Annotated in this window: 23 protein-coding genes; 18 read left to right on the forward strand and 5 right to left on the reverse strand. The window is 65.8% G+C overall.

Annotation, left to right across the window (positions count from 1 at the left end; all coding sequences use genetic code 11):
- Positions 1–15 precede the first annotated feature (15 nt).
- The 6 genes from EO174_RS22990 (at position 16) to EO174_RS16535 (ending at position 4,081) form a co-directional block, all read left to right on the forward strand.
- Positions 16–180 (forward strand): hypothetical protein, encoded by a 165-nt coding sequence (locus tag EO174_RS22990; protein WP_164739795.1) that lies wholly within the window; start codon positions 16–18, stop codon positions 178–180.
- Positions 177–635, forward strand: a complete 459-nt coding sequence (locus EO174_RS16515; RefSeq protein WP_104582665.1) for an NUDIX hydrolase — start codon at positions 177–179, stop codon at positions 633–635. The genes EO174_RS22990 and EO174_RS16515 overlap by 4 nt, the downstream gene beginning before the upstream one ends.
- Positions 632–1,768, forward strand: coding sequence for a tRNA 2-thiouridine(34) synthase MnmA (gene mnmA, locus EO174_RS16520; protein ID WP_126945979.1), 1,137 nt, complete (start codon positions 632–634; stop codon positions 1,766–1,768). The genes EO174_RS16515 and mnmA overlap by 4 nt, the downstream gene beginning before the upstream one ends.
- On the forward strand, positions 1,768–2,382 hold the full coding sequence (hflD, locus tag EO174_RS16525; RefSeq protein ID WP_104582667.1) for a high frequency lysogenization protein HflD: 615 nt from the start codon (positions 1,768–1,770) through the stop codon (positions 2,380–2,382). The genes mnmA and hflD overlap by 1 nt, the downstream gene beginning before the upstream one ends.
- Positions 2,383–2,441: 59 nt before the next feature.
- Positions 2,442–3,719, forward strand: coding sequence for a methyl-accepting chemotaxis protein (locus tag EO174_RS16530; RefSeq protein WP_180496970.1), 1,278 nt, complete (start codon positions 2,442–2,444; stop codon positions 3,717–3,719).
- 83 nt (positions 3,720–3,802) lie between these two features.
- Positions 3,803–4,081 carry a hypothetical protein gene (locus EO174_RS16535; RefSeq protein ID WP_126945982.1) on the forward strand — a complete coding sequence of 93 codons (279 nt, stop codon included), beginning with the start codon at positions 3,803–3,805 and terminating at the stop codon, positions 4,079–4,081.
- A gap of 981 nt (positions 4,082–5,062) precedes the next feature.
- Here EO174_RS16535 and EO174_RS16540 read toward each other — a convergent pair.
- On the reverse strand, positions 5,063–7,849 hold the full coding sequence (locus EO174_RS16540; protein ID WP_206515081.1) for an EAL domain-containing protein: 2,787 nt from the start codon (positions 7,847–7,849) through the stop codon (positions 5,063–5,065).
- A 120-nt stretch (positions 7,850–7,969) separates the two neighbouring features.
- Between EO174_RS16540 and EO174_RS16545 the strand changes: the two genes are divergently transcribed.
- The gene (locus EO174_RS16545; protein WP_164740242.1) at positions 7,970–10,102 is read left to right on the forward strand and encodes a PAS domain S-box protein; all 2,133 of its coding nucleotides are present in this window, start codon (positions 7,970–7,972) and stop codon (positions 10,100–10,102) included.
- Positions 10,103–10,105: 3 nt separating this feature from the next.
- The gene (locus EO174_RS16550) at positions 10,106–11,827 is read left to right on the forward strand and encodes an EAL domain-containing protein (RefSeq protein ID WP_039521514.1); all 1,722 of its coding nucleotides are present in this window, start codon (positions 10,106–10,108) and stop codon (positions 11,825–11,827) included.
- Between the two features lie 152 nt (positions 11,828–11,979).
- Here EO174_RS16550 and EO174_RS16555 read toward each other — a convergent pair whose 3' ends face one another.
- From EO174_RS16555 to flgA, 4 genes are all read right to left on the reverse strand, one after another.
- Positions 11,980–13,206 carry an ATP-binding protein gene (locus EO174_RS16555; protein WP_104582670.1) on the reverse strand — a complete coding sequence of 409 codons (1,227 nt, stop codon included), beginning with the start codon at positions 13,204–13,206 and terminating at the stop codon, positions 11,980–11,982.
- 153 nt (positions 13,207–13,359) lie between these two features.
- Positions 13,360–13,692, reverse strand: coding sequence for a flagellar protein FlgN (locus tag EO174_RS16560; RefSeq protein WP_126945988.1), 333 nt, complete (start codon positions 13,690–13,692; stop codon positions 13,360–13,362).
- 15 nt (positions 13,693–13,707) lie between these two features.
- A complete protein-coding gene (gene flgM / locus EO174_RS16565) occupies positions 13,708–14,019 on the reverse strand; it encodes a flagellar biosynthesis anti-sigma factor FlgM (protein ID WP_104582672.1) in 312 nt (103 codons plus the stop codon).
- A 66-nt stretch (positions 14,020–14,085) separates the two neighbouring features.
- On the reverse strand, positions 14,086–14,730 hold the full coding sequence (gene flgA, locus EO174_RS16570) for a flagellar basal body P-ring formation chaperone FlgA (RefSeq protein ID WP_104648710.1): 645 nt from the start codon (positions 14,728–14,730) through the stop codon (positions 14,086–14,088).
- Between the two features lie 364 nt (positions 14,731–15,094).
- Here flgA and EO174_RS16575 point away from each other — a divergent pair, with 364 nt between their 5' ends.
- From EO174_RS16575 to flgJ, 10 genes are all read left to right on the forward strand, one after another.
- Entirely contained in the window at positions 15,095–16,039 is a 945-nt protein-coding gene (locus tag EO174_RS16575) for a chemotaxis protein (RefSeq protein WP_104582674.1), read from the forward strand.
- A 359-nt stretch (positions 16,040–16,398) separates the two neighbouring features.
- Positions 16,399–16,800, forward strand: coding sequence for a flagellar basal body rod protein FlgB (gene flgB / locus EO174_RS16580; protein WP_104533384.1), 402 nt, complete (start codon positions 16,399–16,401; stop codon positions 16,798–16,800).
- A 3-nt stretch (positions 16,801–16,803) separates the two neighbouring features.
- Positions 16,804–17,211 (forward strand): flagellar basal body rod protein FlgC, encoded by a 408-nt coding sequence (flgC, locus tag EO174_RS16585; protein WP_126945991.1) that lies wholly within the window; start codon positions 16,804–16,806, stop codon positions 17,209–17,211.
- Positions 17,212–17,248: 37 nt separating this feature from the next.
- The gene (locus tag EO174_RS16590) at positions 17,249–17,920 is read left to right on the forward strand and encodes a flagellar hook capping FlgD N-terminal domain-containing protein (protein ID WP_104582675.1); all 672 of its coding nucleotides are present in this window, start codon (positions 17,249–17,251) and stop codon (positions 17,918–17,920) included.
- A gap of 31 nt (positions 17,921–17,951) precedes the next feature.
- Complete coding sequence (gene flgE / locus EO174_RS16595) at positions 17,952–19,175, forward strand: flagellar hook protein FlgE (protein ID WP_104582676.1); 1,224 nt, start codon at positions 17,952–17,954, stop codon at positions 19,173–19,175.
- A gap of 144 nt (positions 19,176–19,319) precedes the next feature.
- Positions 19,320–20,075 carry a flagellar basal-body rod protein FlgF gene (flgF, locus tag EO174_RS16600; protein ID WP_005921307.1) on the forward strand — a complete coding sequence of 252 codons (756 nt, stop codon included), beginning with the start codon at positions 19,320–19,322 and terminating at the stop codon, positions 20,073–20,075.
- Positions 20,076–20,863: 788 nt separating this feature from the next.
- Positions 20,864–21,649: a flagellar basal-body rod protein FlgG gene (gene flgG / locus EO174_RS16610; RefSeq protein WP_016901723.1), complete on the forward strand. Its 786-nt coding sequence runs from the start codon at positions 20,864–20,866 to the stop codon at positions 21,647–21,649.
- 38 nt (positions 21,650–21,687) lie between these two features.
- Positions 21,688–22,380, forward strand: coding sequence for a flagellar basal body L-ring protein FlgH (gene flgH / locus EO174_RS16615; protein WP_104582678.1), 693 nt, complete (start codon positions 21,688–21,690; stop codon positions 22,378–22,380).
- A 10-nt stretch (positions 22,381–22,390) separates the two neighbouring features.
- Entirely contained in the window at positions 22,391–23,509 is a 1,119-nt protein-coding gene (locus EO174_RS16620) for a flagellar basal body P-ring protein FlgI (protein ID WP_104582679.1), read from the forward strand.
- A 1-nt stretch (position 23,510) separates the two neighbouring features.
- Complete coding sequence (gene flgJ, locus EO174_RS16625) at positions 23,511–24,689, forward strand: flagellar assembly peptidoglycan hydrolase FlgJ (protein ID WP_104582680.1); 1,179 nt, start codon at positions 23,511–23,513, stop codon at positions 24,687–24,689.
- Positions 24,690–24,696: the final 7 nt, after the last annotated feature.

Here is a 24,696-nt window from a genome sequence, read left to right on the forward strand (position 1 = left end):
CATGGCTGGCCCTTGATGACCGATTCCCTGACCGCGCCCTTGCTGGCGCCGTCGTTCACCGCCGACTTGTCCAGCTCCATGCGCGAAGCAGGGTCCAACGGCCGTCTGGGCCGACTTCACGCCCTGACCCTCGCCGGCAAGGCGAGCAACCCTTCGATCGAGCAGGACCTGCAACGATGAGCGCCTCCGGACAACGCTGGCATCCGGATGTCACCGTGGCCACCGTGGTGGTGCGCGACGGGCGCTTCCTGCAGGTCGAAGAGCACATCGGTGACCGGCTGCTGTTGAACCAGCCTGCCGGACACCTGGAACCGGACGAAAGCCTGCTCGACGCGGCGGTGCGCGAGACCCTGGAAGAGACCGGCTGGGATGTGCGCCCGACCCACTTCATCGGCACCTACCAGTGGGTCGCCCCGAGCGGCCAGTGCTTCCTGCGGTTTGCGTTTGTCGCCGAGGCCCTGACCCACCATCCCGAGCGCAGCCTGGACACCGGCGTGGTGCGCGCCTTGTGGATGACGCCGGAAGAATTGCGCAGCGCCACCGAGCGGATGCGCAGCCCGTTGGTGTGGGAGGTGGTGGCCGATTACCTGGCCGGCCAGCGCCATCCGTTGGCATTGGTGCGGCACGTCGCATGAGTACGCCGCGCATCGTGGTCGGGGTCTCCGGCGGCGTGGATTCGTCGGTGGCGGCCTGGCGGCTGGCCCAGCAAGGCGAGTCGCTCGCCGGACTGTTCATGCAGAACTGGGCCGACGATGGCAGCGGCGATTGCCGCGCCGAGGACGACCGCCGCGATGCGGTGGCGGTGTGCGGGGTGCTGGGCATTGCGTTCCATTTCCGCGATTTTTCCGGCGAATACTGGAGCGGCGTGTTCGAGCACTTCCTGGCCGAATACGCGGCCGGGCGCACCCCCAACCCCGATGTGCTGTGCAACCGCGAGGTCAAGTTCAAGCATTTCCTGGATGCGGCCCAGGCGCTGGGCGCCGAGCGCATCGCCACCGGCCACTACGCCCGGGTGGCGCACAGCGGCGGGCGCTGGCGCCTGCTGCGCGGCGCCGACCGCGGCAAGGACCAGAGTTATTTCCTGCATCAGCTGGGACAGACCCAGCTGGCCGCGACGCTGTTTCCGATCGGCGACCTGGAAAAAAGCACGCTGCGCCGGATCGCCCAGGATGCCGGCCTGCCGACGCATGCCAAGAAGGATTCCACCGGCATCTGCTTCATCGGCGAGCGCGATTTCCGCGAGTTCCTGGGCCGTTACCTGCCCGCGCGCACCGGCGAGATCCGCGACCCGCAGGGGCAACGCATCGCCGAGCATCCGGGGGTGTTCTATTTCACCCTGGGGCAGCGCGAAGGCCTGAACATCGGCGGCGTGCGTGGACGCGCCGCCGCGCCGTGGTACGTGGTCGGCAAGGATGTGGCGAGCAATGTGCTGTATGTGGACCAGGACCGTGACAGCCCGCTGCTGCAATCGCGCTGGTTGCAGTCCGAGCAGGCCCATTGGGTCACCGGCGCGCCGCCGGCGCGCAGCTTCGCTTGCACCGCACAGACCCGTTACCGGCAGCCCGACGAGCCGTGCACGGTGCAGGTGCAGGACGATGGCAGCGTGCAGGTGCGTTTCGAGCGGCCGCAGCGGGCGGTAACGCCCGGGCAGTCGCTGGTGTTGTACGACGGCGAGGAATGCCTGGGCGGCGCGGTCATTGCCGCCACCGATGCGCCGCTGGAACGCCAATTGGCGGGATCTTCTTTTTCATCTGAGGTAGTGGCTTGATGAGTTCTTCCATGGATCACCGCGTGCTGGCGCTTGCCGGTGTCGCCCAGGCCTTGCAACAGGTGCGGCGGATCGCCGAAACCGGGCACTCGGAGGCTGCGACGGTGCGTACCGCCATGGACAGCGTGTTCCGGGTGGATGCGGCCTCGCCGGAGGCCGTGTACGGCTCGCCAGCGGACCTGGCACCGGGCCTGCGGCTGCTGCATAACTATTTCCACAATCAGGGCCAGGACGAGGTCCTGCCGCGGCTGGCGTTGGCGGTGCTGCAGTTGGAGCGCCGCTTCGTGCGCGACACCACCACCGTCGCCACGGTCTCCAAGGGCATCGAGGCGGCCGCGCGTCAGGCACAGAGCCTCGGCGACAGCGGCCATCCGGACGTGTTGAATTCGCTCGGCGGGCTGTATGCGCAGACCATCAGCCACCTGCGCCCCAAGGTCATGGTGCAGGGCAATCCGCATTACCTGGGCCAGGCCGGCGTGGTTGCGGAAATCCGCGCGTTGCTGCTGGCCGCTGTCCGCTCGGCGGTGTTGTGGCGGCAGATGGGTGGCAGCCTGTGGGATTTCCTGTTCGCCAAGCGCGCAATGATCGAGGCGGTGGACCGCGCGCTGCGTTAACCACCTGACAATTCGGGTTGCCACATGCGCCAGCGGTCGCTGGCGCGTGTCAACATCGGTTGAACGGGCGAGACGATGTGGCGATCGTCGCTAAAGACACAGGGGGGACGGCCGATACAGCAACCGTGACTCTGCCGAGAACGCCCATGTATTCACGTCCACTTATCCGTCTGGCCGCCCCTTTGGCCCTGACCTTGCTGTTTCCCTTCGCTGTCGGATTCGACTGGCCCGCTTCGGTGCGCTGGGCGATCCTGGCGACCATGACGCTCAGCTGGCTCGGTTTCGCTGCCTGGGTGACCTACTCCCAGTTCCGGCGTAATCCGGACCAGACCCGCATCCTGCGCGAGCAGGACCAACTGCTCAACGAACTGCGTACGTTCGTCAGCAACGAAGTCGACGGTTCGCGCTCGGAAGTCGAGCGTGCCCGTGAACTGATCCGCCAGGCCGTGTCCGGTCTTGGTGGCAGCTTCGAAGCGATGAACCGCAAGTCGCGCCAGCAAAGCCAGGCATTGGCCCGCATCGTCGACCGTGCCGGTGACGACGGCAGCGCCGGGGTCGACGTCGCCCGCTTCGCCCAGCACGCCAGCTCCCGGATGGAGCAGCTGGTGGAAGCGCTGGAACAGGTGAGCGGTCAAAGTACCAACACGGTGCACCACATCGATGAGATGGCCCAGCACCTGGATGGCATCTTCGCGCTGCTGGAAGACGTCAAGTCGATCGCCGACCAGACCAACCTGCTGGCCCTGAACGCCGCCATCGAAGCAGCCCGTGCCGGTGAAGCCGGTCGCGGCTTCGCGGTGGTCGCCGACGAGGTGCGCAATCTGTCCGAGCGTTCCACCACCTTCAACGAACAGATCCGCAAGCTGGCACACAGCTCCAAGGAATCGATCGCCAAGGTCCGTGAAACGGTCTCGCAGCTGGCCTCGCGTCACATGGATCGCTCCCGCGAAGCCCGCCATGAATCGGCGGCGATGCTGGAGAATGTCGCGCAGATCAACGCCTCGTTGGGCGACGGCATGCGCGAAATCTCCGAATGCGCGCGTTCCATCGACGGTAGCGTGGCCGAAGCGGTGCGTGCCCTGCAGTTCGAGGACATCGCCACGCAGACGCTGAGCGGTATCCATACCCACCTGGATCGTCTCACCGCGATCAACCGTGAAGCGGTGGCGCTGCAGGAACTGCTGCATCGCAACGGCGGCGTGTACGACAGCGATCTGGTCGCCGCGCTGCAGAAGGTGTCCACCCGCCTGCGCGACATGCGTGTGGAGTGGGAGCGCCCGCCGCACAAGCCGGTGGCGCAGCAAGGCATGGGTGCCGGTACGGTCGAACTGTTCTAAGACCGCTGCCACGCACTGCCTGATTCCGACATTCCCCGGCCTTCCGGGGATTTGTCGTTCCGCAACAACCTGGTATTCCGCTCATGACGCTACTTGCCCCGCCCACCGATGCATCCACCGCCGTGCTGGAATCAGCCGCGCTGGCGGCTGCACATGCCCAGCGCATCGCGCAAAGCGACGCTGCCCGGCCTGCGCTGCGCAGCGTGCGCATGCCGGCCGCGCTGGAACGGCTGGAGCATGCCGCCCGTGCGGAAGTGCAGGCAATGCAGAACCCCCGCCGCAGCTGCAGCGAAGAAGACCTGCTGTTTGCGACCGTGGCCTGGGATCTGGGTCTGGATGGCGCCGCTGTCGGCGTGTCTTGAGCCTGACATCTGTGCAACGGCGGGGCGTGCCTCGGCAGGCGCCCCGCCAGTTGTTTCCACTGCCCGACCTGTGGCGCTGGTACGCCAGGCCGTGCCACCAGGCGTGGCCCCGAGCATGGGCGACCATTCGATTGCAGCACCAGGGTGACCTCTCCCCTGCCCGTCTGCTCGACGACCTCTAAGAATCCCACTCTAAGAATCCCACGAAACAATGTACCGCTTCGCTCGGCTGATCTACGGCCTGGCTGCAAGGCGCTTGCCCGCTCCCGGTCGCGAGACACGCCGCGACTCCATCGCTCGAGGCTCTTATGCGGTATCCGTGCCGCAGGTTTCGAGATAGTGAGCGGGCTGCACCGAGACGCCCCTGCTGCTCGCAGCTGCCGCATGTGCCTTCGGTAGTTTGGCGCGTGATAGCTCAGGTGTAGAGCGCCTGGCGCTGTGGCTTGGCTGCAGGGCCCTTGTCTGCCCACCATTGCGGGACACGCCATGAGTCCGTTCCTGAAGTCGCTTCAGCGACATCCATGCCGCACAAGGTCCCCAGGATGCTGAGCGGGCTGCACCGGCACGACGCAGCTCCTGCTCTGAATTGCAGCGTGTGCCTTTCAGGTAGTCCGGTAGGTGGGGTCTAGAGCGTCTAGCTTTGCAGCTTGGCTGCAGGGTCCTTGCCCGCCTACCATCGCGGGACACGCCGTGAATGACGTCCGCTCTCCGGATAGCCGGGAGTTAGGGCATCTGCCCAACGAAAGCCGAGCAGCGGGCAGGTTTTTAAAGTAACCGACCAACTCTTGGTGCGGCGTCCTCGCCGGTTGCCGGATCCTTGGCGGCATGGATGCCGCCAAGGAGCCTCCGCGGACGGATTCACGGCGTGTCCCGCAAGTGACGAAGGCATCGCGCCCTCGACTCACCGAGCTTTTGACTTGCGTATGCGGACCGTCAGACGAGTGAACAGCCGGACGACGCCAGGCGCTGCGACAGGTTGCGTCAGCCGGCGATGACTAGGCGTGCACCGAGGCGCATGCCGGCTTCGGCTTCGCGCAGCCACTGCGCCATGTCGCGCGGCGACAGCGGCCGCGAATAGAAGTAGCCCTGGATTTCGTCGCAGCCCTGCTGGCGCAGCAGTGCATCTTCCTGCACCGTCTCCACCCCTTCGGCCACCACCTGCATGCCGAGCGCATGGCCCAGATGCACGATGGCCTGGGTCACTTCGGCGGTGTTGGCGTCGTCGAGCATCCCCTGGACGAAGCTGCGGTCGATCTTCAGGCGCTGCACCGGAAAGCGGTTGAGGTAATGCAGGTTGGAGAAGCCGGTACCGAAGTCGTCCACCGCCAACAGCACGCCATTCTGTTCGAACAGCTCGAAGCAGCGGCGCAGCGCATCCGAATCACGGATCAATGCCGATTCGGTCAATTCCAGTTCCAGGCGCGAGGGCGACCAGCCGTTGTCGCGGCAGATTTCCAGTACACGCTCGGCAAAGCCGCGCTCGCGCAGCTGTACCGCGGACACATTGACGGCGATGCGGCTGAAATTGAGCCCGGCGCGATCCCAGACCACGGCCTGGCGGCAGGCTTCGCCGATCACCCATTCGCCCAGGCGCACGATCTCGCCGCACTCCTCGGCAATGGGAATGAACTCGACCGGGCTGCACTGGCCATGGCCGGGGCGATTCCAGCGCATCAGCGCTTCGATCGCAGGCGAGGATTCGCCCACCGTATTGACCAGCGGCTGGTAGACCAGGGTGAACTCTTCGCGCTCCAGCGCGCCTTGCAGTGCGTGTTCCAGCTCCAGGCGGCGCTGTGCACGCATCAGCACGTCCTGGCTGTAGTAATGGAAGGTGTTGCGGCCCGATTCCTTGGCTGCATACATCGCCGCATCGGCGGCGCGCAACAGGCTGTCGAAATCCGACAGGCCTTCGCCCTGCAGCGCGATGCCGATGCTGGCACCGAGCTTGAGGGTGACATGGTCCTTGCGCAGCGGCTCGCCAAGGGCGCTGATCAACTTGCGCGCAACGTGGCCGGCGTCTTCCGGTTCGGAGAGATCGCGCAGCAGCACGATGAATTCGTCGTCGCTGAAACGACCGAACAGGTCGCTGTTGCGCAGATGCTGATGCAGGCGCGCAGAGGCCAGCTTGAGCAGGTTGTCGCCGGTGGCGTGACCGAACGAATCGTTGATGCTCTTGAAGCCATCCAGATCGATCAGCAGCATCGCCAGTACCTGGCCACGCTCGTGCGCCTCGCGAATCGCGTTCTCCGCCTGCTCGCGCAGCAGGAAGCGGTTGGGCAGACCGGTCAGGCGATCGTAGTGGGCCAGCAGCTCGATGCGCTCGTTGGCCTCGCGTTCGCGGGTGACGTCACGGAACAAGGCGACGAAACGCGGCGGCAGGCCTTCGCGGCGGTCCAGCTCGATCAGCACCTGTACCCAGATCCGCTGGCCGGAATTGCGGTAGAAACACAGTTCCAGCTGTTCGGGCAGGCCACCGTCGGAAATACGCAGCAGCGCCGCCTCGAAGGCGTCGCGCGAATCCTGCGTGTACAGCGACAGCGCCTGCTCCAGGGTGATGTTTTCCTTGCGCAGGCCGTGGATGCGGTAGCACTCCTCGGTCCATTGCATGCGCCGGGTGTCGACCTCGATCTCGCAGCCGCCGATCTTGCCCAGCGCAGACACGCGGTTGAGCAGCTCGGTGCGCCAACGGATCAATGCATCGGTCTGGCGCTGCTCGGTGACGTTCTGCAACTGGCCCAGCAGGCGCACCATGGCGCCATTGCCGTCGAACACCGGCTGCGCCCAGACCCGCAGGTGATGCGGATTGATGCTGGCAGGCCCGTTGATCTCCAGCTCGAAATGCACCGGCACGCCTTCGTGCTTGATCTTGCGCCAGGCACTGCGCAGATGTGCAACCGATGGCCGACCCAGCAGACGCAGGATGTCGCGGATGCCCTGCAGGCGCAGCTCGGTCATGCCGAGCTGCTGCAGGAAATCCGGCGACACCCACAGCGCGTCCTTGAGCGTGTCCCAGCTCCAGCTGCCCATGCTGGCGATGCGCTGAGCCTCTTCGAGCTGGGCCTGCTGCTCGCGCAGCTGCTGCTCGAGCAATTTCTGGTGGTGCACGTCGGTATGCGTGCCGACCATGCGCAACGGGCGGCCGTCGGCTGTCCGCGAGACCACCCGGCCGCGGTCGAGGATCCAGCGCCATTGGCCGTCGTGCTGGCGCAGGCGGAATTCGGCCGTATAGGTATCGGTGCGCCCGTCCAGGTGCGCCTGCACGGCAGCACTGACCTGCGCGTGGTCGTCCGGATGGATCAGCCCGGACAGCGCGGTGAGATTGTTCGGTAGCGGCTGCTCGGGGTAACCGAGCATGCGGGTCCAGCGCTCGGAGCGGTAGACCACATCGGCCGGAATATCCCAGTCCCACAGTCCGTGATCGGCGCTGTCCAGGCCCATTTCCCAGCGGCTGGTGCCGTCGGCGCCCATCGGCTCGGGAATGCTCAGGGTGAAGGCCATGACCTGGCCATGCTCGTCGCAGACCGCGCGGAGCCAGCCTTCCAGGCGCCCGCCGCCGGTCCCCGGCAGCACGCAGGCGGTCATGCCGCCGCTGCTGGCCACCTGGGCGCGACTGCTTTCCAGGACTTCCACATAGGCGCCAAGGGTGGCCGGCAATCCCAGCGATTGCGCAACACGGTTGGCCGCCAGAGGCTGACCATGCGCATCCAACAACACCACCGCCGAGGTCAGCGGGTGCTGCAGCATGCTTGCAATGACGCCTGAGTCCACTCTGGAACACTCCGAAGAATCGACCCCTGCCTTCGGAGTCGCAATGGATAACGGCCGTTTCCTGGATTAGTTGAGGCGCGTGTTTCGGGCTCGACCGAACCGGGCCGAGTTGCGGCTAAGATGGTTGCATCGCCAGCACCAAAGGTCGTCCGCGGACCCATGCCCCATCCTGTCGCCGCGCCCGCGTTTTCGTCCGCTCCCGTGTCCCGTCTTCGCCTCGCCGAGCGTCTGCAGCAAGGTCTGTGGACCTTGACTGGGCTGTATTTGCTGGTCGGCGTGATCTGGCTGCTGCTGGGCAACCGGCTGCTGCACCTGGCCGGCGCCGCCATGCCGGAGCGCTGGTCGGACGCGAGCTTTCTGCTGCTGTCCAGCGTGGTGATCCATCTGGTGCTGCGCCGTTTCGTGGCGCTGATCGTGGAAGAGCACGCACAACTGGCGCAGTCGGAGGCAGTGCTGCAGGCCAAGTTCATGGCCTTGCCCAGCCCGGCCCTGGTCTACGACCTGGCCACGCTGCGCATCCTGGATGCCAACCCGGCGGCGCTGGAGTTCTTCGGCTGGGAGCGCGACGAATTTCTGCAGCAGACGCTGCAGGCGATCTGGCCCAACGCCGATGGCGCGCGCCTGGAGGAAATCATCACCCAGATCCGCGCCAAGGGCGACGCCACCTGCACCTTGCACGAGGATCTGCTGACCCGCAGCGGCTCGCGCCATGTCGAGATCCGCAGCAACCAGCTGCATCTGGCCAGCGGCCCCGCCCGCCTGGTGGTCACCGTGGACCGTAGCGAAGAACGCCAGGCGCAGCATTTGCGCGACGAGGCGCTGCAGCGGCTGGAAGAAGCGCAAGGCATCGCGCGGCTGGGCTCGTGGCAGCTGGATTGCGCGACCGGGTTGGGACGCTACTCGCCGGCGGTGTATCGCCTGCTCGGCCGCAGCGTGCCGATGCATCGGCGCGACCACCGGCTGGAAGAGCTGTTGACCGCCTCGGACACCGCCACCCAGACGCGGATCGAACGCATGATCGAGGACATGTGCACCGGCGGCGAAGTGCAGATCGATGTGCTGCTACCGCTGACCGGCGGCGATTCGCAGCCGCGCACCGTCCATCTGCGCGCCGAAAGCGTGGCCAGCCCGAACGGTACCCGGCATATCCACGGCACGCTGCAGGACGTCAGCGAACGCGAGCAATCGCGCCGCTTGCTGCGCGAGCGCGAGGAGCAGTTCCGCGAGCTGGTCAGGGTGCTGCCGGATGGCGTGCTGATCCTGGCCGACGAGCACGTGATGTATGCCAATGCCGCCGGGTCGGTGCAGTTCGGTTTCCAGGGCGAAACCATCCTGGGCGAACCGCTGCAGACCCTGGTGAGCGACAGCGACCTGCCGGTGGTGCGCGAGTACCTGCGCGCGGGCAGCGATCGCAACGAGCCGGTGTCCAGCGCACGGGCGATGCGCCGTCGCGATGGCAGCACCTTCTATGCCGGGCTGTCGGCCGGTGACATCCGCTATGGCGGACGCAGCTGCAAGTTGCTGGTGGTGCGCGACCTGAGCGAACCCGAACGCATGCGCGATGCGCTGGCCGAGAGCAACGCCGAGCTGCAGGCGATGGCCAAGCGCCTGTTCTCGCTGCAGGAGGACGAACGCCGCGCGATCTCGCGCGATCTGCACGACGACATCGGCCAGGCCATCACCGCGATGAAGCTGTCCGCGCATGCCGCGCTGGACGAACCGGACCCGGACGCGCGCCGCGAGGACCTGCTGGAAGTGGTGTCGCTGGCCGACAGCACCGTGACCAAGCTGCGCAACCTGTCGATGCTGTTGCGTCCGCCGCAGCTGGATGCGCTGGGTCTGGAAGCGGCCTTGCGCTGGCAGGCCTCGATGTTGTTTCGCGCATCGCCGGTGCGCTTGGAGCTGGACATCCAGGCACTGGACGTGCGGCCGGGCAACGAGATCGAGCAAGCGTGTTTCCGGATTGCGCAGGAAAGCCTGACCAATGCGCTGCGGCACGCCTGCGCGGGCGAAGTGCGCATGCGCCTGCACTCGATCGACAGCGAGAGCTTTCGCCTGGAAGTCAGCGATGACGGCGATGGCTTCGAACCGGAAGGCCCGCGCGGGCTCGGGCTGATCGTGATGCGTGAGCGCGCGCAAACCGTCGGCGGTGCGCTCGCGATAGAATCAGCCCCCGGAGCAGGCACGCGCGTGACGTTGCGCCTGCCCTATCACCCGGTCGGCGAGTCCGTCCACGACGATGGTGGACGTTAAGTCATGTGGAGCCCCGTAATCCCGCCCGGCCTGGAAATCGTCAAGCCCACCCGCCTGGGCGCGGGCAACCCCGAACTGCTGCATCTGGTGGACGCTGCCGCCTCCGGCGGTCCGCCGTTGATGGTGTTCCATATCGATATCGACCACTTCGCCTCGATCAACGAGAACATGAGCGCCGAGGTCGGCGATCAGGCGCTGACGCTGGTCGCGCGCCGGCTGCAGGACTTCCTCGGCGCGCGTGGCAAGTTGTGGCGCCACGGCAGCGATGAGATGGTGGTGGTGGCGGTGCGGCGCGAAGACACCCCGCTGCCGGAAGATTTTGCCGAAGAGATCCGCCAGCAGCTGGAGCTGCCATTGTCGGTGCTGCCGTACACCTTGTTCATGACCGGCAAGGTCGGCATCAGCCTGTGCCCGGAACACTCCACCTCGCTGTCGATCCTGCTCGACTACGCCGAGGAAGCCAGCTACCAGGCCGCACGCGAAGGCGGCAATACGGTGCGGCTGTATACCCGCAACTCGACCACCAACGCGCATAGCGAAAGCATCATCGCGCGGCAGATCGTCGATGCGATCCCGCATGGCGAACTGCGCCTGCGCTACCAGCCGCTGGTGAGCGCGCGCGATGGCCGCATCGTCGGCATGGAGGCGCTGCTGCGCTGGCAATCGCCCACCCTGGGCATGCTGGTGCCGGAACGCTTCATGCGCACCGCCGAGCGGTTGGGCGTGATCGTGCAGATCGGCGAATGGGTGCTGCAGAACGCGGTGCGTCAGGCGCGGCTCTGGCGCGACCAGGGCTTCGACGATTTCAGCATCGCCGTGAACGTGTCCACGCTGCAGTTGCTGCGGCCGGGCTTCTTCAACGAAGTGATGGCGATGCTGCAGACCGCCGGCGTGCCAGCGCAGTTCGTGACGCTGGAGATCAACGAAAGCGCGTTGACCAACAACGTCAACTTCGTCCACGAGACGATGGCCAACCTGCGCAACGAAGGCATCAGCCTGAGCCTGGACAACTTCGGTACCGGCGATTCCAGCCTGAGTGCGCTGGTGCGCTATCCGGTGGACCGGCTGAAGATCGACCGCAGCTTCATCAAGAGCGCGCCGGCCGGCAGCCGCGAGGCGGCGATCGCGCGCGCGATCATCGCGATGGGTCATCAGTTGGGCATGACGGTGATCGCCAATGGCGTGGAATCGCAGGCGCAACTGGGCTTTTTGCGTCGCAACGATTGCGACATCTTCCAGGGCTATCTGTTCGGCGAACCGATGTCAGCCGAGTCGGCCGGCATGGCGCTACGCCGCCGCTATCTGCGCCCGGAATCGTTCGCTGAAAGCCGCCCCGACCGCACGCTGCTGCTGCTGGACGACGAAGAAAACGTGTTGCGCTCGCTGGTGCGGCTGTTCCGCCGCGATGGCTACCGCATCCTGGCCGCCGGCAACGTGCGCGACGCCTTCGACCTGCTCGCCACCAACGACGTGCAGGTGATCCTGTCGGACCAGCGCATGAGCGACATGAGCGGCACCGAGTTCCTGGGCCGGGTCAAGATGCTCTACCCCGACACGGTGCGCCTGGTGCTGTCCGGCTATACCGACCTGGCCACCGTCACCGAAGCGATCAACCGCGGCGCGATCTACCGCTTCCTGACCAAGCCCTGGAACGACGACGAGCTGCGCGAGCACATTCGTCAGGCCTTCCGGACGCACGATGAGCTGCGTAACGGCCGGGAATAGGGATTCGGGATTGGGGATTGGTAAAAGCAAAAGCCAACAGCGATATTCCTGAGCCGCAATCAAAGATTCGCTGAGCAAGGCAGACGGCAAGAGCGCGGCAAAACCGCTCTTGCCAATCCCTAATCCCGACTCCCCAATCCCAGCGCCAAGCGCTACCGCGGCTGCCGCACCGGCAATACGATCCTGAAACTGGCCCCCTGCCCCGGGACGCTTTCGACATCGATGCGGCCGTGGTGCTTGTTGATGATGCCGTAGGAAATCGACAGGCCCAGGCCGGTGCCGCTGCCGACCGGCTTGGTGGTGAAGAACGGGTCGAAGATGCGTTGCAGCAGGTCCGGGGCGATCCCGGCGCCGCTGTCCTGGAACTGGATCCAGACGTTTTCGGCCTCGTCGCGGCCGGTGGTGACGGTGATCGTGCCGCGCTCGACGATTGCCTGGCCGGCGTTGAGCAGCATGTTCATGTAGACCTGGTTGAGCTCGGACGGCAGGCATTCCACCAATGGCAGCTCGGCGTAGTTGCGCTCCAGCGTCACCTTGTATTTGAGCTCGTTCCAGATGATGTTGATCGTGGATTCGAGCCCGGCATGCAGGTCGACCATCTTCCACGACTCGGAACGGTCCGAATACGAGAAGTCCTTGAGGTCGCGCACGATGCGGGTGACCCGCTCGATGCCTTCGCGCGACTCGGCCATCAACTGCGGCAGGTCGCGGCTGATGAAGTCGATGTCGGCGCGGTTGCGGATCTCGTCGATCTCCGGGATCAACGCCTTCGGATCCGGCGCCTGCAGCGCGCGCTCGTAGGCTTCGATCAGCGTGAACAGGCTGCGCAGGTATTCCTGCAGGCTGCCCAGATTGGAGTGCACGTAACCGATCGGGTTGTTGATTTCGTGCGCCACGCCGGCGGCCAGCTGGCCGATGGAGGCCATCTTCTCCGATTGCAGCAGCTTGTCCTGGGCACCGTTCAGACGCAGATAGGCCTGGCGCAGTTCGGCGTGGCGCTGCTGCAGCTCGCGCTCGTAATCCTGCTGGCCTTCGATGTTGTGGAACAGCGCCAGAAAGTGCCCGACGCCCTGTTCTTCGTTGTAGTACAGATGCGCAATGACCACGCGATCGGCAACCGGCAGGCTGCCGGTCCAGCTGCCCTTGCTGCGCGCCTGATTCAGCGCATCCGATGGCAGCACCTGCGAGATCCGCTCGCCGAGATTGCGGTCGTCGGCGGGATCTTCCCTGCACAGGCTCTGGCGTGCGATGGCGTTGGCCAGGATCAGCTGCCCGTCTGCGCGGAACAGCAACACGCCCTCAAGCATCTGGTCGCCGAAAGCGCGCAGCATGGCCGAGGACGGTAATAAGGCTTGATTGAGAAAAAACTTGGCAGTCACGGGACAGGGCGGCGTAGAGGACGCTTCAATATACGCCGAACCGCCCAGGCCCCGTATTGCGCGGCGCCACGCTCCTGCACACCGGGCCCGTCAAGGCTGCACCACCACGCCGCCGGCGCGGCCTGTGCGTGCGCTCGGGCACGCTGCGGCGCGTCAGGCCACGGCCAGCGAACGACCGCCGCGCAGCACGCTCGACTGGCCCTTGGCATCGTAGGACGGCGCACTCTCGGTGCGGCCCAGATGACGCAACGCCCAGTTCACCTCGCGACGCCGGCGTGCCAGCAGCGCGCCGTTGGCGCGGTTGGCTTCGGCCAGTTCGCGCAGCCGCTCTTCTTCGCCCTGGGGCATTGCCACCTCCAGCGCGCGCAGCGCCGACAGCTTGTCCTGCGTGTGCCGCATCAACCCATCGATGTCGTTCTCGAGTAATGCCTGGCGTTCGCCGGCCAGCGCATCGCCGAGACGTTGCAGGAACTCGTTCACATTCATCCTTTGGGTCGGGAATTAACCCGCCAGTTGCTGATTCAGATCCATCATGCGGCTGGCGATGGCATCCGGATTGATGGAATAGCTGCCGTTCTGCAACGCATCCTTCACGGCCTGGACGCGACCGGTGTCGATCGCCGAGGACTGCGACAGCGTGCGCTGCAAGTTCTGCAGGTTGGTCGCCTCACCGGTCAGCTTGACGCTGTCGGTCGGCGGCAATGCGGCGATCGGGGACGCGCGGTCTTCACCGGCCGAAGCGATCTTGCTGCTCGTGGCCGCGGTGCGAAGGGTGGCAGCGGTCGGTAGATTGCCTTCGATTTTCTGTGTCATGTCAGGAACTCCTCTACAGGTCGTAGGGGATAACGGCATGCCAAAAAAAAACTTTATAGCGAATTTCTATCTGGAGACCAAAACGGTCCCGCTCGCTTCGACAATCCCCTGCACCACCCGGCGCGACGAGGAGTTTTCCACCGACACCCGCTCGTTCTCACCGGCATCGGACAGCGCGCGACCACTCATGCGCACCTCCAGACCGCCGTTGCGCGACACCAGCGGGACCGTGTCGCCGCGCCGGACCAGCCGCTGCGTCACCAGATCGTTGGCCGAGAGCAGCGAACCGGCCGGCAGGATGCGCCGGGCGCTCTTGCCCACCGCAGCCACCGGATCGGCCAGCACCGCGCCGACGATGCGTGCGGCGTCACGCTTCTCGATACTGATATCGGCCAGCGAAATGACTTCTCCAGCGCTGATGCCGCGGCGCAATACCAACACGTCCTGATTGCGGCGCACCTTCAGCGGCACGAACAGGCGCCAGCCAGCCGGCTGCGGACAGGCCACTTCCACCGTATTGGTGCCGGTCGGCTGCGCCTGCAGCGCAATCGGGCAGGCCGGCATGCGCAAGCCCGGATCGAGCGTGGCCTCGGCCTCGGCATCCGGGCCAACGGTGGCCAGTGCCGCAGCGCGGATGGAATCGACAGACTGATAGCTCTGGGCCCAGGCCGGAGCGGCAGCCAACAAGATGACAAGCAGGAGCAGGCGCATGGGACCAGATCCGGAGGAAGACGGAATAGGCAGTGCAAGTGGCGTGCCTGTTTTTTGCCGGGATTGGGGAGTCGGGATTGGGGATTGGTAAAAGCGGCTTGGCGGGTGATTCATTTATCCCGTTGGCGATGCCCTTTCACCCGCATCCATCCAGCCAACTGTCGCTGAAGCTTTCATGCACGCAGAGGTAGCTGCAGCGGCCTGACCAACTCGCTCCTGCACCTTTGAGCCAATCCCCAATCCCAGTTCCCCCGATCCCGGCGCTTTTGCGAATCCCCAATCCCGAATCCCCAATCCCGACAGCGCCCCCCCGACCAACCATAAAGCCCTCAAGTTTCCAGCTGGCGCTGTCGATATCTGCCCCATGACCCACGATCTGCTCAACCGCATCGACCAGCGCACGCGTCTGGCTGGCCACAACCGACTGGCCCTGCTGCTGTTCCGGCTGGGCGGGCGCCAGCTTTTTGGCGTGAATGTCTTCAAGGTGCAGGAAGTGCTGCGCCGCCCGGAGTTGTTCCAGGTGCCCGGCCTGCCGACCGAGTTCGCCGGCGTGGCCGACGTGCGCGGGCGCTCGGTGCCGGTGCTGGACCTGGGCCTGGCGATCGGCCACCCGGAGCGCGATGCGCACTCGGAGAACGGCCCCGGCTACCTGGTGGTGGCCGAATTCAACCGCTCGGTCCAGGGCTTTCTGGTCAGCGGCGTGGAGCGCATCGTCAATATCGCGGTGGAAGATATCCATCCGCCGCCGGAGCTGGGCGCCGAAGCCACTTATTTGACGGCGGTGACGCGGTTCCAGGGCGAGCTGATCCAGGTCATCGACGTGGAAAGCGTGCTGGCCGACATCGCCAAGGTCAGCAAGGACGTGCAGCTGGATCCTTCGCTGCAGCTGGTCGCCTATGACCGGCAGTTCCAGGTGCTGGTGGTGGACGACTCGCGCGTGGCGCGTCAGCAGATCCGCAGCGTGCTCGACCAGCTCGGCGTGGCGGCGACCTTGTTGTCCGACGGCCGCCAGGCGCTGGACCACCTCTTGCAGGTGGCAGCATCAGGCGAGAATCCGGCCGACCGCTATGCGATGGTCATCTCCGACATCGAGATGCCGGCCATGGACGGCTACACGCTGACGACGGAAATCCGGCGCACGCCGGGGTTGCAGGGCCTGTACGTGCTGCTGCACACCTCCTTGTCGGGCGTGTTCAACAACGCCATGGTCGAACAGGTCGGCGCCAATGCCTTCGTGGCCAAGTACAGCGCGCACGAACTGGCCGATTACGTGCTGGCCCGCCTGAAAGTGGTCGCCGAAGCGGCCTGAGCAGGCCACAAAGCGGCTGCCGGGTCGGAGCCGACAGTAGCGATGAGCGCCGCGCTGCAAAGGTGCGGCGTCATGGAAGATCGCGCGGTTGGGGTCGGTGGGTCGACACCTGTTGAAGTGACACCCCCGACTTGAAGTGACGCCCCGACGCCGGGCAGCGCTCAGGGTCATGCGGGGCCTTCCGGCCTGGCGCACCTGAGTGAGCCAACGCTGCGACTTACACAGGTCCACCCTGTATCCCGGACGGCCAAGTTGCCGTTCGTCGGCGGCGCCGATAAGTCTCCAAGTTCCCCGACCCGCACCACCCCGATTGGCACAAACATTGCTTTCTCCCTGACAACACTTCGCGGGAGAGCACCGTGTCCAATTCCATCTCGTCCTTTCTAGGCATCCACGGCGATGCCCTGCCGCTGCGCGAGCAGCGCATGAAGCTCATTGCCAGCAACCTGAGCAATGTGGACACCCCTGGCTACAAAGCCAAGGACATGGACTTCGAGGCCGCGCTGAAATCGGCCGAAGGCGTGCGCGACGGCACCCTGCTGCAGACCACCGACGCCAAGCATTTCGAGATCGGCAGCAGCGGCGGGCTCAACCCGTTCCAGATCACCCGCGAATCCGATCAGCCCAGCCTGGACGGCAATACCGTCGATCCCGATGCCGAACGTGCTGCCTACGGCCGCGCCGCGCTGGAATACCGCGCCTCGCTGAGCTTCCTCGAATCCAAGGTGCGCTCCATGCTCACCGCGATCACCGGCCAATAAGTCATGAGCAATCTTCCCATCTTCGATGTGGCCAGCTCGGCGCTGCACGCGCAGTCGGTCCGCCTGAGCACCATCGCCTCCAACCTGGCCAATGCGGACTCGGTCGCCGGCTCGGCCGAGGCGACCTACAAGCCGATCGAGCCGATCTTCCAGGCCCAGCAAAGTCGCCAGGACCCCAGCCTGACCTCGGTGAACGTCAAGGAGATCACCACCACCAACGCGCCCCCGATCCGTCGCTACGAGCCCGGCCATCCGCTGGCCGATGCCGACGGCTACGTGTTCTCGCCCGACGTGGATCCGGTCTCGCAGATGGTCAACATGATCTCGGCCTCGCGCAACTACCAGGCCGGCGTGGAAATGCTCAACACCGCCAAGGAACTGGCGCTCGCCACCCTGACCATGGGTCGCTGACCCGCCTAGCTGACCCTTCCCTTACGGACCTTTTCACATGAGCACGATCGGTAGTGACCTCTACACCAGCCTCGGGCTGACCTCCAGCAGCGCCACAGCGACCAAGAAGAAGGAGGAATCGCTCGGCCAGGCCGACTTCCTCAAGTTGATGACCGAGCAGCTGCAGCACCAGGACCCGCTCAAACCGATGGAAAACAGCGCGTTTCTGGGCCAGTTGGCGCAGTTCTCCACCGTGCAGGGCATTGGTGACCTCAATACCAAGGTCAGCAGCTTCTCCGCAGCACAGAGCAGCGATCAGGTGCTGAAGGGCGCCTCGCTGGTCGGGCACAACGTGCTGGTGCCCTCCGCGCAACTGGCCATCGATGCCACCAACTCGGCCAAGGGCGTGGTTGCGGCAACCTCGGCCGGCACCGTCAATTTCGAAATCACCGATGCCAACGGCGCATTCGTCAAGCAGCTCAGCGTGCCGGCCAGCGCCGCCGGCGAGGTGTCGTTCGCCTGGGACGGCACCGATGCCAACGGCAACCGCATGGCCGCCGGCAAGTACGGCGTGACCGCCACCCAGACCGACACCGCCGGTGCCAAAAGCAAGTTGTCCACCTATGTCGACGCACCGGTGGACAGCGTCACGATCGGCTCGGACGGCCTGTATCTCAACCTGACCGGGCTAGGCACTTCCCCGCTCGCCAACGTGCTCCGCGTCAGCTGAGCCGGCAACCGACACTCAAAGGACCTCATCCATGGCTTTCAATACCTCGTTGTCCGGCATCAACGCAGCCAATGCCGATCTGAACGTCACCTCCAACAACATCGCCAACGTCAACACGACCGGGTTCAAGGAATCGCGCGCCGAGTTTGCCGACATGTTCCAGAGCACCAGCTACGGCCTGTCGCGCAATGCGGTGGGTTCGGGCGTGCGCGTCAGCAATGTGGCGCAGCAGTTCTCGCAGGGCAACATCGATCCGACCGGGCGCAGCCTGGATCTGGCGGTCTCCGGCGAAGGCTTTTTCACCGTGTCCTCCAACGGCGCCAAGATGTATACCCGTGCCGGCAACTTCCAGACCGATGCCAACGGCTATGTGATCAATCCACAGGGCGCGCGCCTGCAGGTCTTCGCCCCCAACCCGAGCGGCAACGGCTTCGACGTCGGTCGCCTGTCGGACCTGCAGCTGCTGACCACCGACAGCCCGCCCAAGTCGACCTCCACGGTCAACCTGGCCTTCACCCTGCCCGGCAACGCCACCGCGCCGGTGGTGACCCCGTTCAGCCCGGCCGACGACAAGACCTACAGCCACTCCACCGGCGGCATCAATGTCTACGATTCGCTGGGCGTCAGCCATGTGCAGACCTCCTACTTCGTCAAGACCGCCAACCCGAACGAATGGCAGGTGCACAACTACGTGGACGGCGCTGCAGTCGGCGCGCCGACCACGCTGCAGTTCTCCGATACCGGCGCACTGACCACCCCGGCCAACGGCATCATCACGATGGACCCGTTCACCCCGAGCACCGGCGCCGGCGTGCTGAGCATGCAGCTCAACGTCAGCGGCTCGACCCAGTACGGCGAGGCCTTCGCGCTGCGCGACACCCGCCAGGACGGCTATGCCAGCGGCAAGCTCAACGAGATCAGCATCGACACCAGTGGTGTGGTGTTCGCCCGTTATTCCAACGGTGCCGACAAGCCGCTGGGCCAGGTCGCGCTGAGCAGCTTCGTCAATCCGCAGGGCCTGCAGTCGCAGGGCAACAACATGTGGGCCGAAAGCTACACCTCCGGCGCCGCCCGCACCGGCGCACCGGACACCTCGGACCTGGGCCAGATCGAATCCGGCTCGCTGGAATCCTCCACGGTGGACCTGACCGAGCAGCTGGTGAACATGATCGTGGCCCAGCGCAACTTCCAGGCCAACTCGCAGATGATCTCGACCCAGGATCAGGTCACCCAGACGATCATCAATATCCGTTAACGGCTGGGATTAGGGATTGGGGATTAGGGATTGGCAAGAGCGGGCATTGCATCCAACCGATGCCCGCAATGTCCCCTCCTCTCCCAGGTCATAACAGCCCGCGTTTACGAATCCCCAATCCCGACTCCCCAATCCCGGTGCCCAATGGACAAAGCTCTCTACGTTGCGATGACCGGCGCCCGCGCCTCCCTGCAGGCGCAGGGCACCGTGTCGCACAATCTCGCCAACGTCGATACGGTGGGGTTCAAGGCTGCGCTGGCCAACACCGAGGCGTTCAAGATCCAGGGCAAGGGTTATCCGTCGCGGATCGATGCGCTGCATGTGGACCAGGGCTTCGACCGCAGCCAGGGCCACCAGAAGGTCACCGGCAACCCGCTGGACGTGTCGCTGCAGCAGGACCGCTGGCTGGCGGTGCAGTCGCCAGACGGCAGCGAGGCCTATACCCGCAACGGCGAGCTGGCGCTCACTGCCAATGGCCAGCTGGTCACCGCCAATGGCCATGCGGTGCTGGATGAGGGCGGCAATCCGATGACGATCCCGCCGCACCAGGCGATGGAGATCGGCAGCGACGGCAGCATCTCGATCATTCCACAGGGCGAAGGCCCGCAGACCATGGCCATCGTCGGCAAGATGAAGGTGGTCGACGCCCCCGCCGACCGTTTGACGCGGCGCCCGGACGGGCTGATGCGCAACACCAGCACCGATCCGGCGCAGGCGTTTGCGGTGGCCACCGGCAAGACCATCAACAGCGGCATGCTTGAGGGCAGCAACGTGGATGCCGCCGGCGCACTGGTGGAGATGATCCAGCTGCAGCGCCAGTTCGAAATGCAGGTCAAGATCATCAAGAACGGCGACGACAACGCGCAATCGGCCAATTCGCTGCTGCGGGTCAGCGGCTAAGCGTCACTGGCGCCCATTGACGGAACGCTGGTTGGCTTGCCGCGCTGGCGAGCACCTGGATGGCGGCCGCCTGGGTTCGCTGCAGAGCGGCTGGTTTGTGACTTGGCTGCAGGGCCCTTGCCCGCCCACCCTCGCAGGACACGCCGCAAGTACATCCCTGTAGGCTCTTGCGCGGCATCCATGCCGCGTAAGGTCCCGCGACGGTGGGCGGGCAAGGACCAGGCGAGATAGTCGGTACGCAGGATTGCGAGCAGAGCATGCGGTGTGTTGCTTGGATCGCATCGCTTCCGATCCGCTTCCCGATTCAACCCGAGCAACAAGCAGCTTTTCACACGACCACCGACTCACTCTCTGGGGCGGTGGCCTCGCCGATTGCGGGACCGTGTGGCGGCATGGATGCCGCCACCGAGCCCCCAGGGATGGGTTCACGGCGTGTCCCGCGAGCGGTGAGGCCACCGCGCGCTCGACCAACCAGCCTGTTGACTGCGTCGCAATGCCAGCCGGCAAATCCCGGGAACCCTTCCGCACGCAGCGGCAAGGGTTCACACGTCGTCGAACACATCGCTGACCGGCGACCGATCTTCCGCACCTGATCTGCCGCGCAGGTTTCCACCGCTTCGGCCTAGCCGCTGCCTGTCCGCCGCCAGCCCTGCCCCGCGCAGGCCGTCGCGCCCGCTTCGCGTGATCCAGTGCACAGCCGGCAAAAATCCGACGCGGGTTTGGCACGGCACGTGCATATACCCACCCGTACCCGGAACACATCCCCGGGTCTAACGAGGAATCGGGTCATGAATCAGGCTTTGTGGGTCGCCAAAACCGGACTGGATGCGCAGCAGACGCGCATGTCGGTCATTTCCAACAACCTGGCCAATACCAATACCACCGGCTTCAAGCGCGATCGTGCGGCGTTCGAAGACCTGTTGTACCAACAGGTGCGTGCGCCGGGCGGCTCCACCTCCGCGCAGACGCAGCTGCCGACCGGCCTGCAGCTGGGTACCGGCGTGCGGGTGGTCTCCACCTTCAAGGGCTTCGACCAGGGCAGCCAGCAGCAGACTGGCCGCGCGCTCGACGTGATGGTCAACGGCCGCGGCTTCTTCGAAGTGCAGATGCCTGACGGCACCTCGGCCTATACCCGCGACGGCACCTTCCAGATCAATGCGCAGGGCGAGCTGGTCACCAACAGCGGCTACCCGCTGCAGCCGGGCATCCAGATCCCCGAAGGCGCGCAGTCGCTGACCATCGGCAACGACGGCACCATCAGCGTGACGCTGGCCGGCCAGGCCGCCGCGCAGGAAATCGGTGCGTTGACGCTGACCGACTTCATCAATCCCTCGGGCCTGCAGTCCAAGGGCGAGAACCTGTTCGTCGAGACCACCGCCTCCGGCCCCGCGCAGAACGGCACCCCTGGCCTCAACGGCCTGGGCAACACCGTGCAGGGCGCGCTGGAAGGCAGCAACGTCAATACGGTGGAAGAGCTGGTGAGCATGATCGAGACCCAGCGCGCCTATGAAATGAATGCCAAGGCGATCTCCACCACCGACTCGATGCTCGGTTACTTGAACAACAACGTCTGATCGGCCCGCCGGTCGCTGCCCTCTCAGGAACCCACGCCATGTCACGCCTGCCTTCCCTTTCCTCCCTGTGCCTCGCCATCGCCTGCAGCGCGCTGCTGGGCGGCTGCGTGGCGGCCGGCGATGTGCGGCCGTTCGCCGAACTGGCGCCGATCGTGCCGGTGGTCGCGCCGGTGGCGCAGCCCACCGCCGGGGCGATCTATGCCGCCGGCCCGAGCCTGAATCTGTACGGTGACCGCCGCGCCCGCGATGTCGGCGATCTGCTGACGGTGAACCTGGTGGAAAGCACCACCGCCTCGTCCACCGCCAACACCAGCGTCAGCAAGGCCGACACCGTGGACATGAGCACGCCCACGCTGCTCGGCGTTCCGCTCACCGTCAACGGCACCGATGTGCTGCGCAACTCCACCAGCGGCGACCGCACGTTTGCCGGCAAGGGCAACACCGCGCAGAGCAATCGCATGCAGGGCAGCGTGACCGTCACCGTGATGCAGCGCCTGCCCAACGGCAATCTGGTGATCCAGGGGCAGAAGAACCTGCGCCTGACCCAGGGCGACGAACTGGTGCAGGTACAGGGCATCGTGCGCGCCGCCGACATCGGCCCGGACAACACCGTGCCTTCGAGCAAGGTGGCCGACGCCCGCATCGCCTACGGCGGCCGCGGCGCGATCGCGCAGTCCAACGCGATGGGCTGGCTGAGCCGCTTCTTCAATTCCCGTCTGTCGCCCTACTGAGCCTGCGACCATGAATCTGTCTTCCCTGCCCTTCCGTCTGCTGGCTGCCGCTGTGGCGGTCTGTGCGATCGCCGCGCCGGCCTCGGCCGAGCGCATCAAGGATCTTGCCCAGGTCGGCGGCGTGCGCGGCAACGCGCTGGTCGGTTACGGCCTGGTGGTCGGCCTGGACGGCAGCGGCGACCGCACCAGCCAGGCGCCCTTCACCGTGCAGAGCCTGAAGAACCTGCTCGGCGAGCTGGGCGTCAATGTTCCGGCAAACGTCAATCCGCAGCTGAAGAACGTCGCGGCCGTGGCCATCCATGCCGAACTGCCGCCGTTCGCCAAGCCCGGCCAGCCGATCGATATCACCGTGTCCTCGATCGCCAACGCGGTGTCGCTGCGTGGCGGCTCGCTGCTGATGGCACCGCTGAAAGGCGCCGACGGCCAGGTCTACGCGATGGCGCAGGGCAACCTGGTGGTCGGTGGCTTCGGCGCGCAGGGCAAGGACGGCTCGCGGGTGTCGGTCAACATTCCCAGCGTCGGTCGCATTCCCAACGGCGCCACCGTCGAACGCGCCTTGCCGGACGTGTTTGCCGGCAGCGGCGAGATCACCCTCAACCTGCACCAGAACGATTTCACCACCGTCTCGCGCATGGTCGCGGCGATCGATAGCAGCTTCGGTGCCGGGACCGCGCGTGCGGTGGACGGCGTGACCGTGGCAGTGCGCTCGCCGACCGATCCCGGCGCGCGTATCGGCCTGCTGGCGCGGCTGGAAAATGTCGAACTCTCTCCGGGCGACGCGCCGGCCAAGGTGGTGGTCAACGCACGCACCGGCACGGTGGTGATCGGCCAGCTGGTGCGGGTGATGCCGGCGGCGATCGCGCATGGCTCGCTCACCGTGACCATCAGCGAGAACACTAATGTCAGCCAGCCGGGCGCCTTCAGCGGCGGCCGCACCGCGGTGACCCCGCAATCGACGATCACGGCCACCTCCGAAGGCAGCCGCATGTTCAAGTTCGAAGGCGGCACCACGCTCGATCAGATCGTACGCGCGGTCAACGAAGTGGGCGCCGCTCCCGGCGACCTGGTGGCCATCCTGGAAGCGCTCAAGCAAGCCGGTGCGCTCACGGCGGAGCTGGAGGTGATCTGACATGCGTATCGCAGCCTCGCCCATTGATCTCAACCCGAGCACCAAGGCCGATCCCGCCAAGATCGACAAGGTCTCACGTCAGCTCGAAGGACAGTTCGCGCAGATGCTGGTCAAGAGCATGCGCGATGCGAGCTCCGGCGACCCGATGTTTCCGGGCGAAAACCAGATGTTCCGCGAGATGTACGACCAGCAGATGGCCAAGTCGCTGACCGACGGCAAGGGGCTGGGCCTGTCGGCGATGATCTCCAAGCAGCTGAGCGGCGACACCGGTGGCCCGGCGTTGAATACCTCGCTCAGCACCGCCGATGCCGCCAAGGCCTATGCGCTGGTGGCCGGCAAGCGCGACGCCTCGTTGCCGCTGCCGGCCCGTGATGGGGCTGCGGGCAGCGTCGGTGCAGGCATCGGCAGCGCGGCAGGCATCGGCGCAGGCGGCCTGGGCGGCATCGGCATGAGCCAGGTGCTGGATCTGATCGCCGGGCGTACCGGCAGCAGCGAAGCCGGCAGCGACGATGCGGCCGCACTGAGCTGGCCCTCGGCCAACGATCGCTGGGCCGACGTGGCCGCCAGCGACGCCGCCGATGCCAACGCCGCGGTCAATGCGAGCGCGGCGAGCAGCGCCGCTGCCAGCCTGGGCGAGCGCACCCCGGAAGGCTTCGTGGCCAAGATCTGGACGCATGCGCAGAAGGCCGCGCGCGAACTGGGCGTGGATCCGCGTGCACTGGTGGCGCAGGCGGCGCTGGAAACCGGCTGGGGCCGGCGCGGTATCGGCAATGCCGGCAACTCCAACAACCTGTTCGGCATCAAGGCCACCGGCTGGAGCGGCGACAAGGTCACCACCGGCACCCACGAATACGTCAATGGCGTCAAAACCACCGAAACCGCCGATTTCCGTGCCTACGGCTCGGCCGAGGAAAGCTTTGCCGACTACGTGCGGCTGCTGAAGAACAACAGTCGTTACCAGCCCGCGCTGCAGGCCGGCACCGATATCAAGGGTTTTGCACGCGGCTTGCAACAGGCTGGATACGCCACCGATCCGGGCTACGCAGCCAAGATCGCGGCGATCGCCAACGGTCCGACCATCGACCGTGCGGTAGCCGCGATCGGCAACGCGGCGGCCGACCTGTCCAACCGCTATGCCAGCACCGCCGAGCCTGCCGGGCTCGGCACCATCCGTCGTTGAGGTAAAC

This window comes from Xanthomonas sp. BRIP62418 (genome assembly GCF_003993495.1).
GTDB classification, from domain to species: Bacteria; Pseudomonadota; Gammaproteobacteria; order Xanthomonadales; family Xanthomonadaceae; genus Xanthomonas; species Xanthomonas euroxanthea.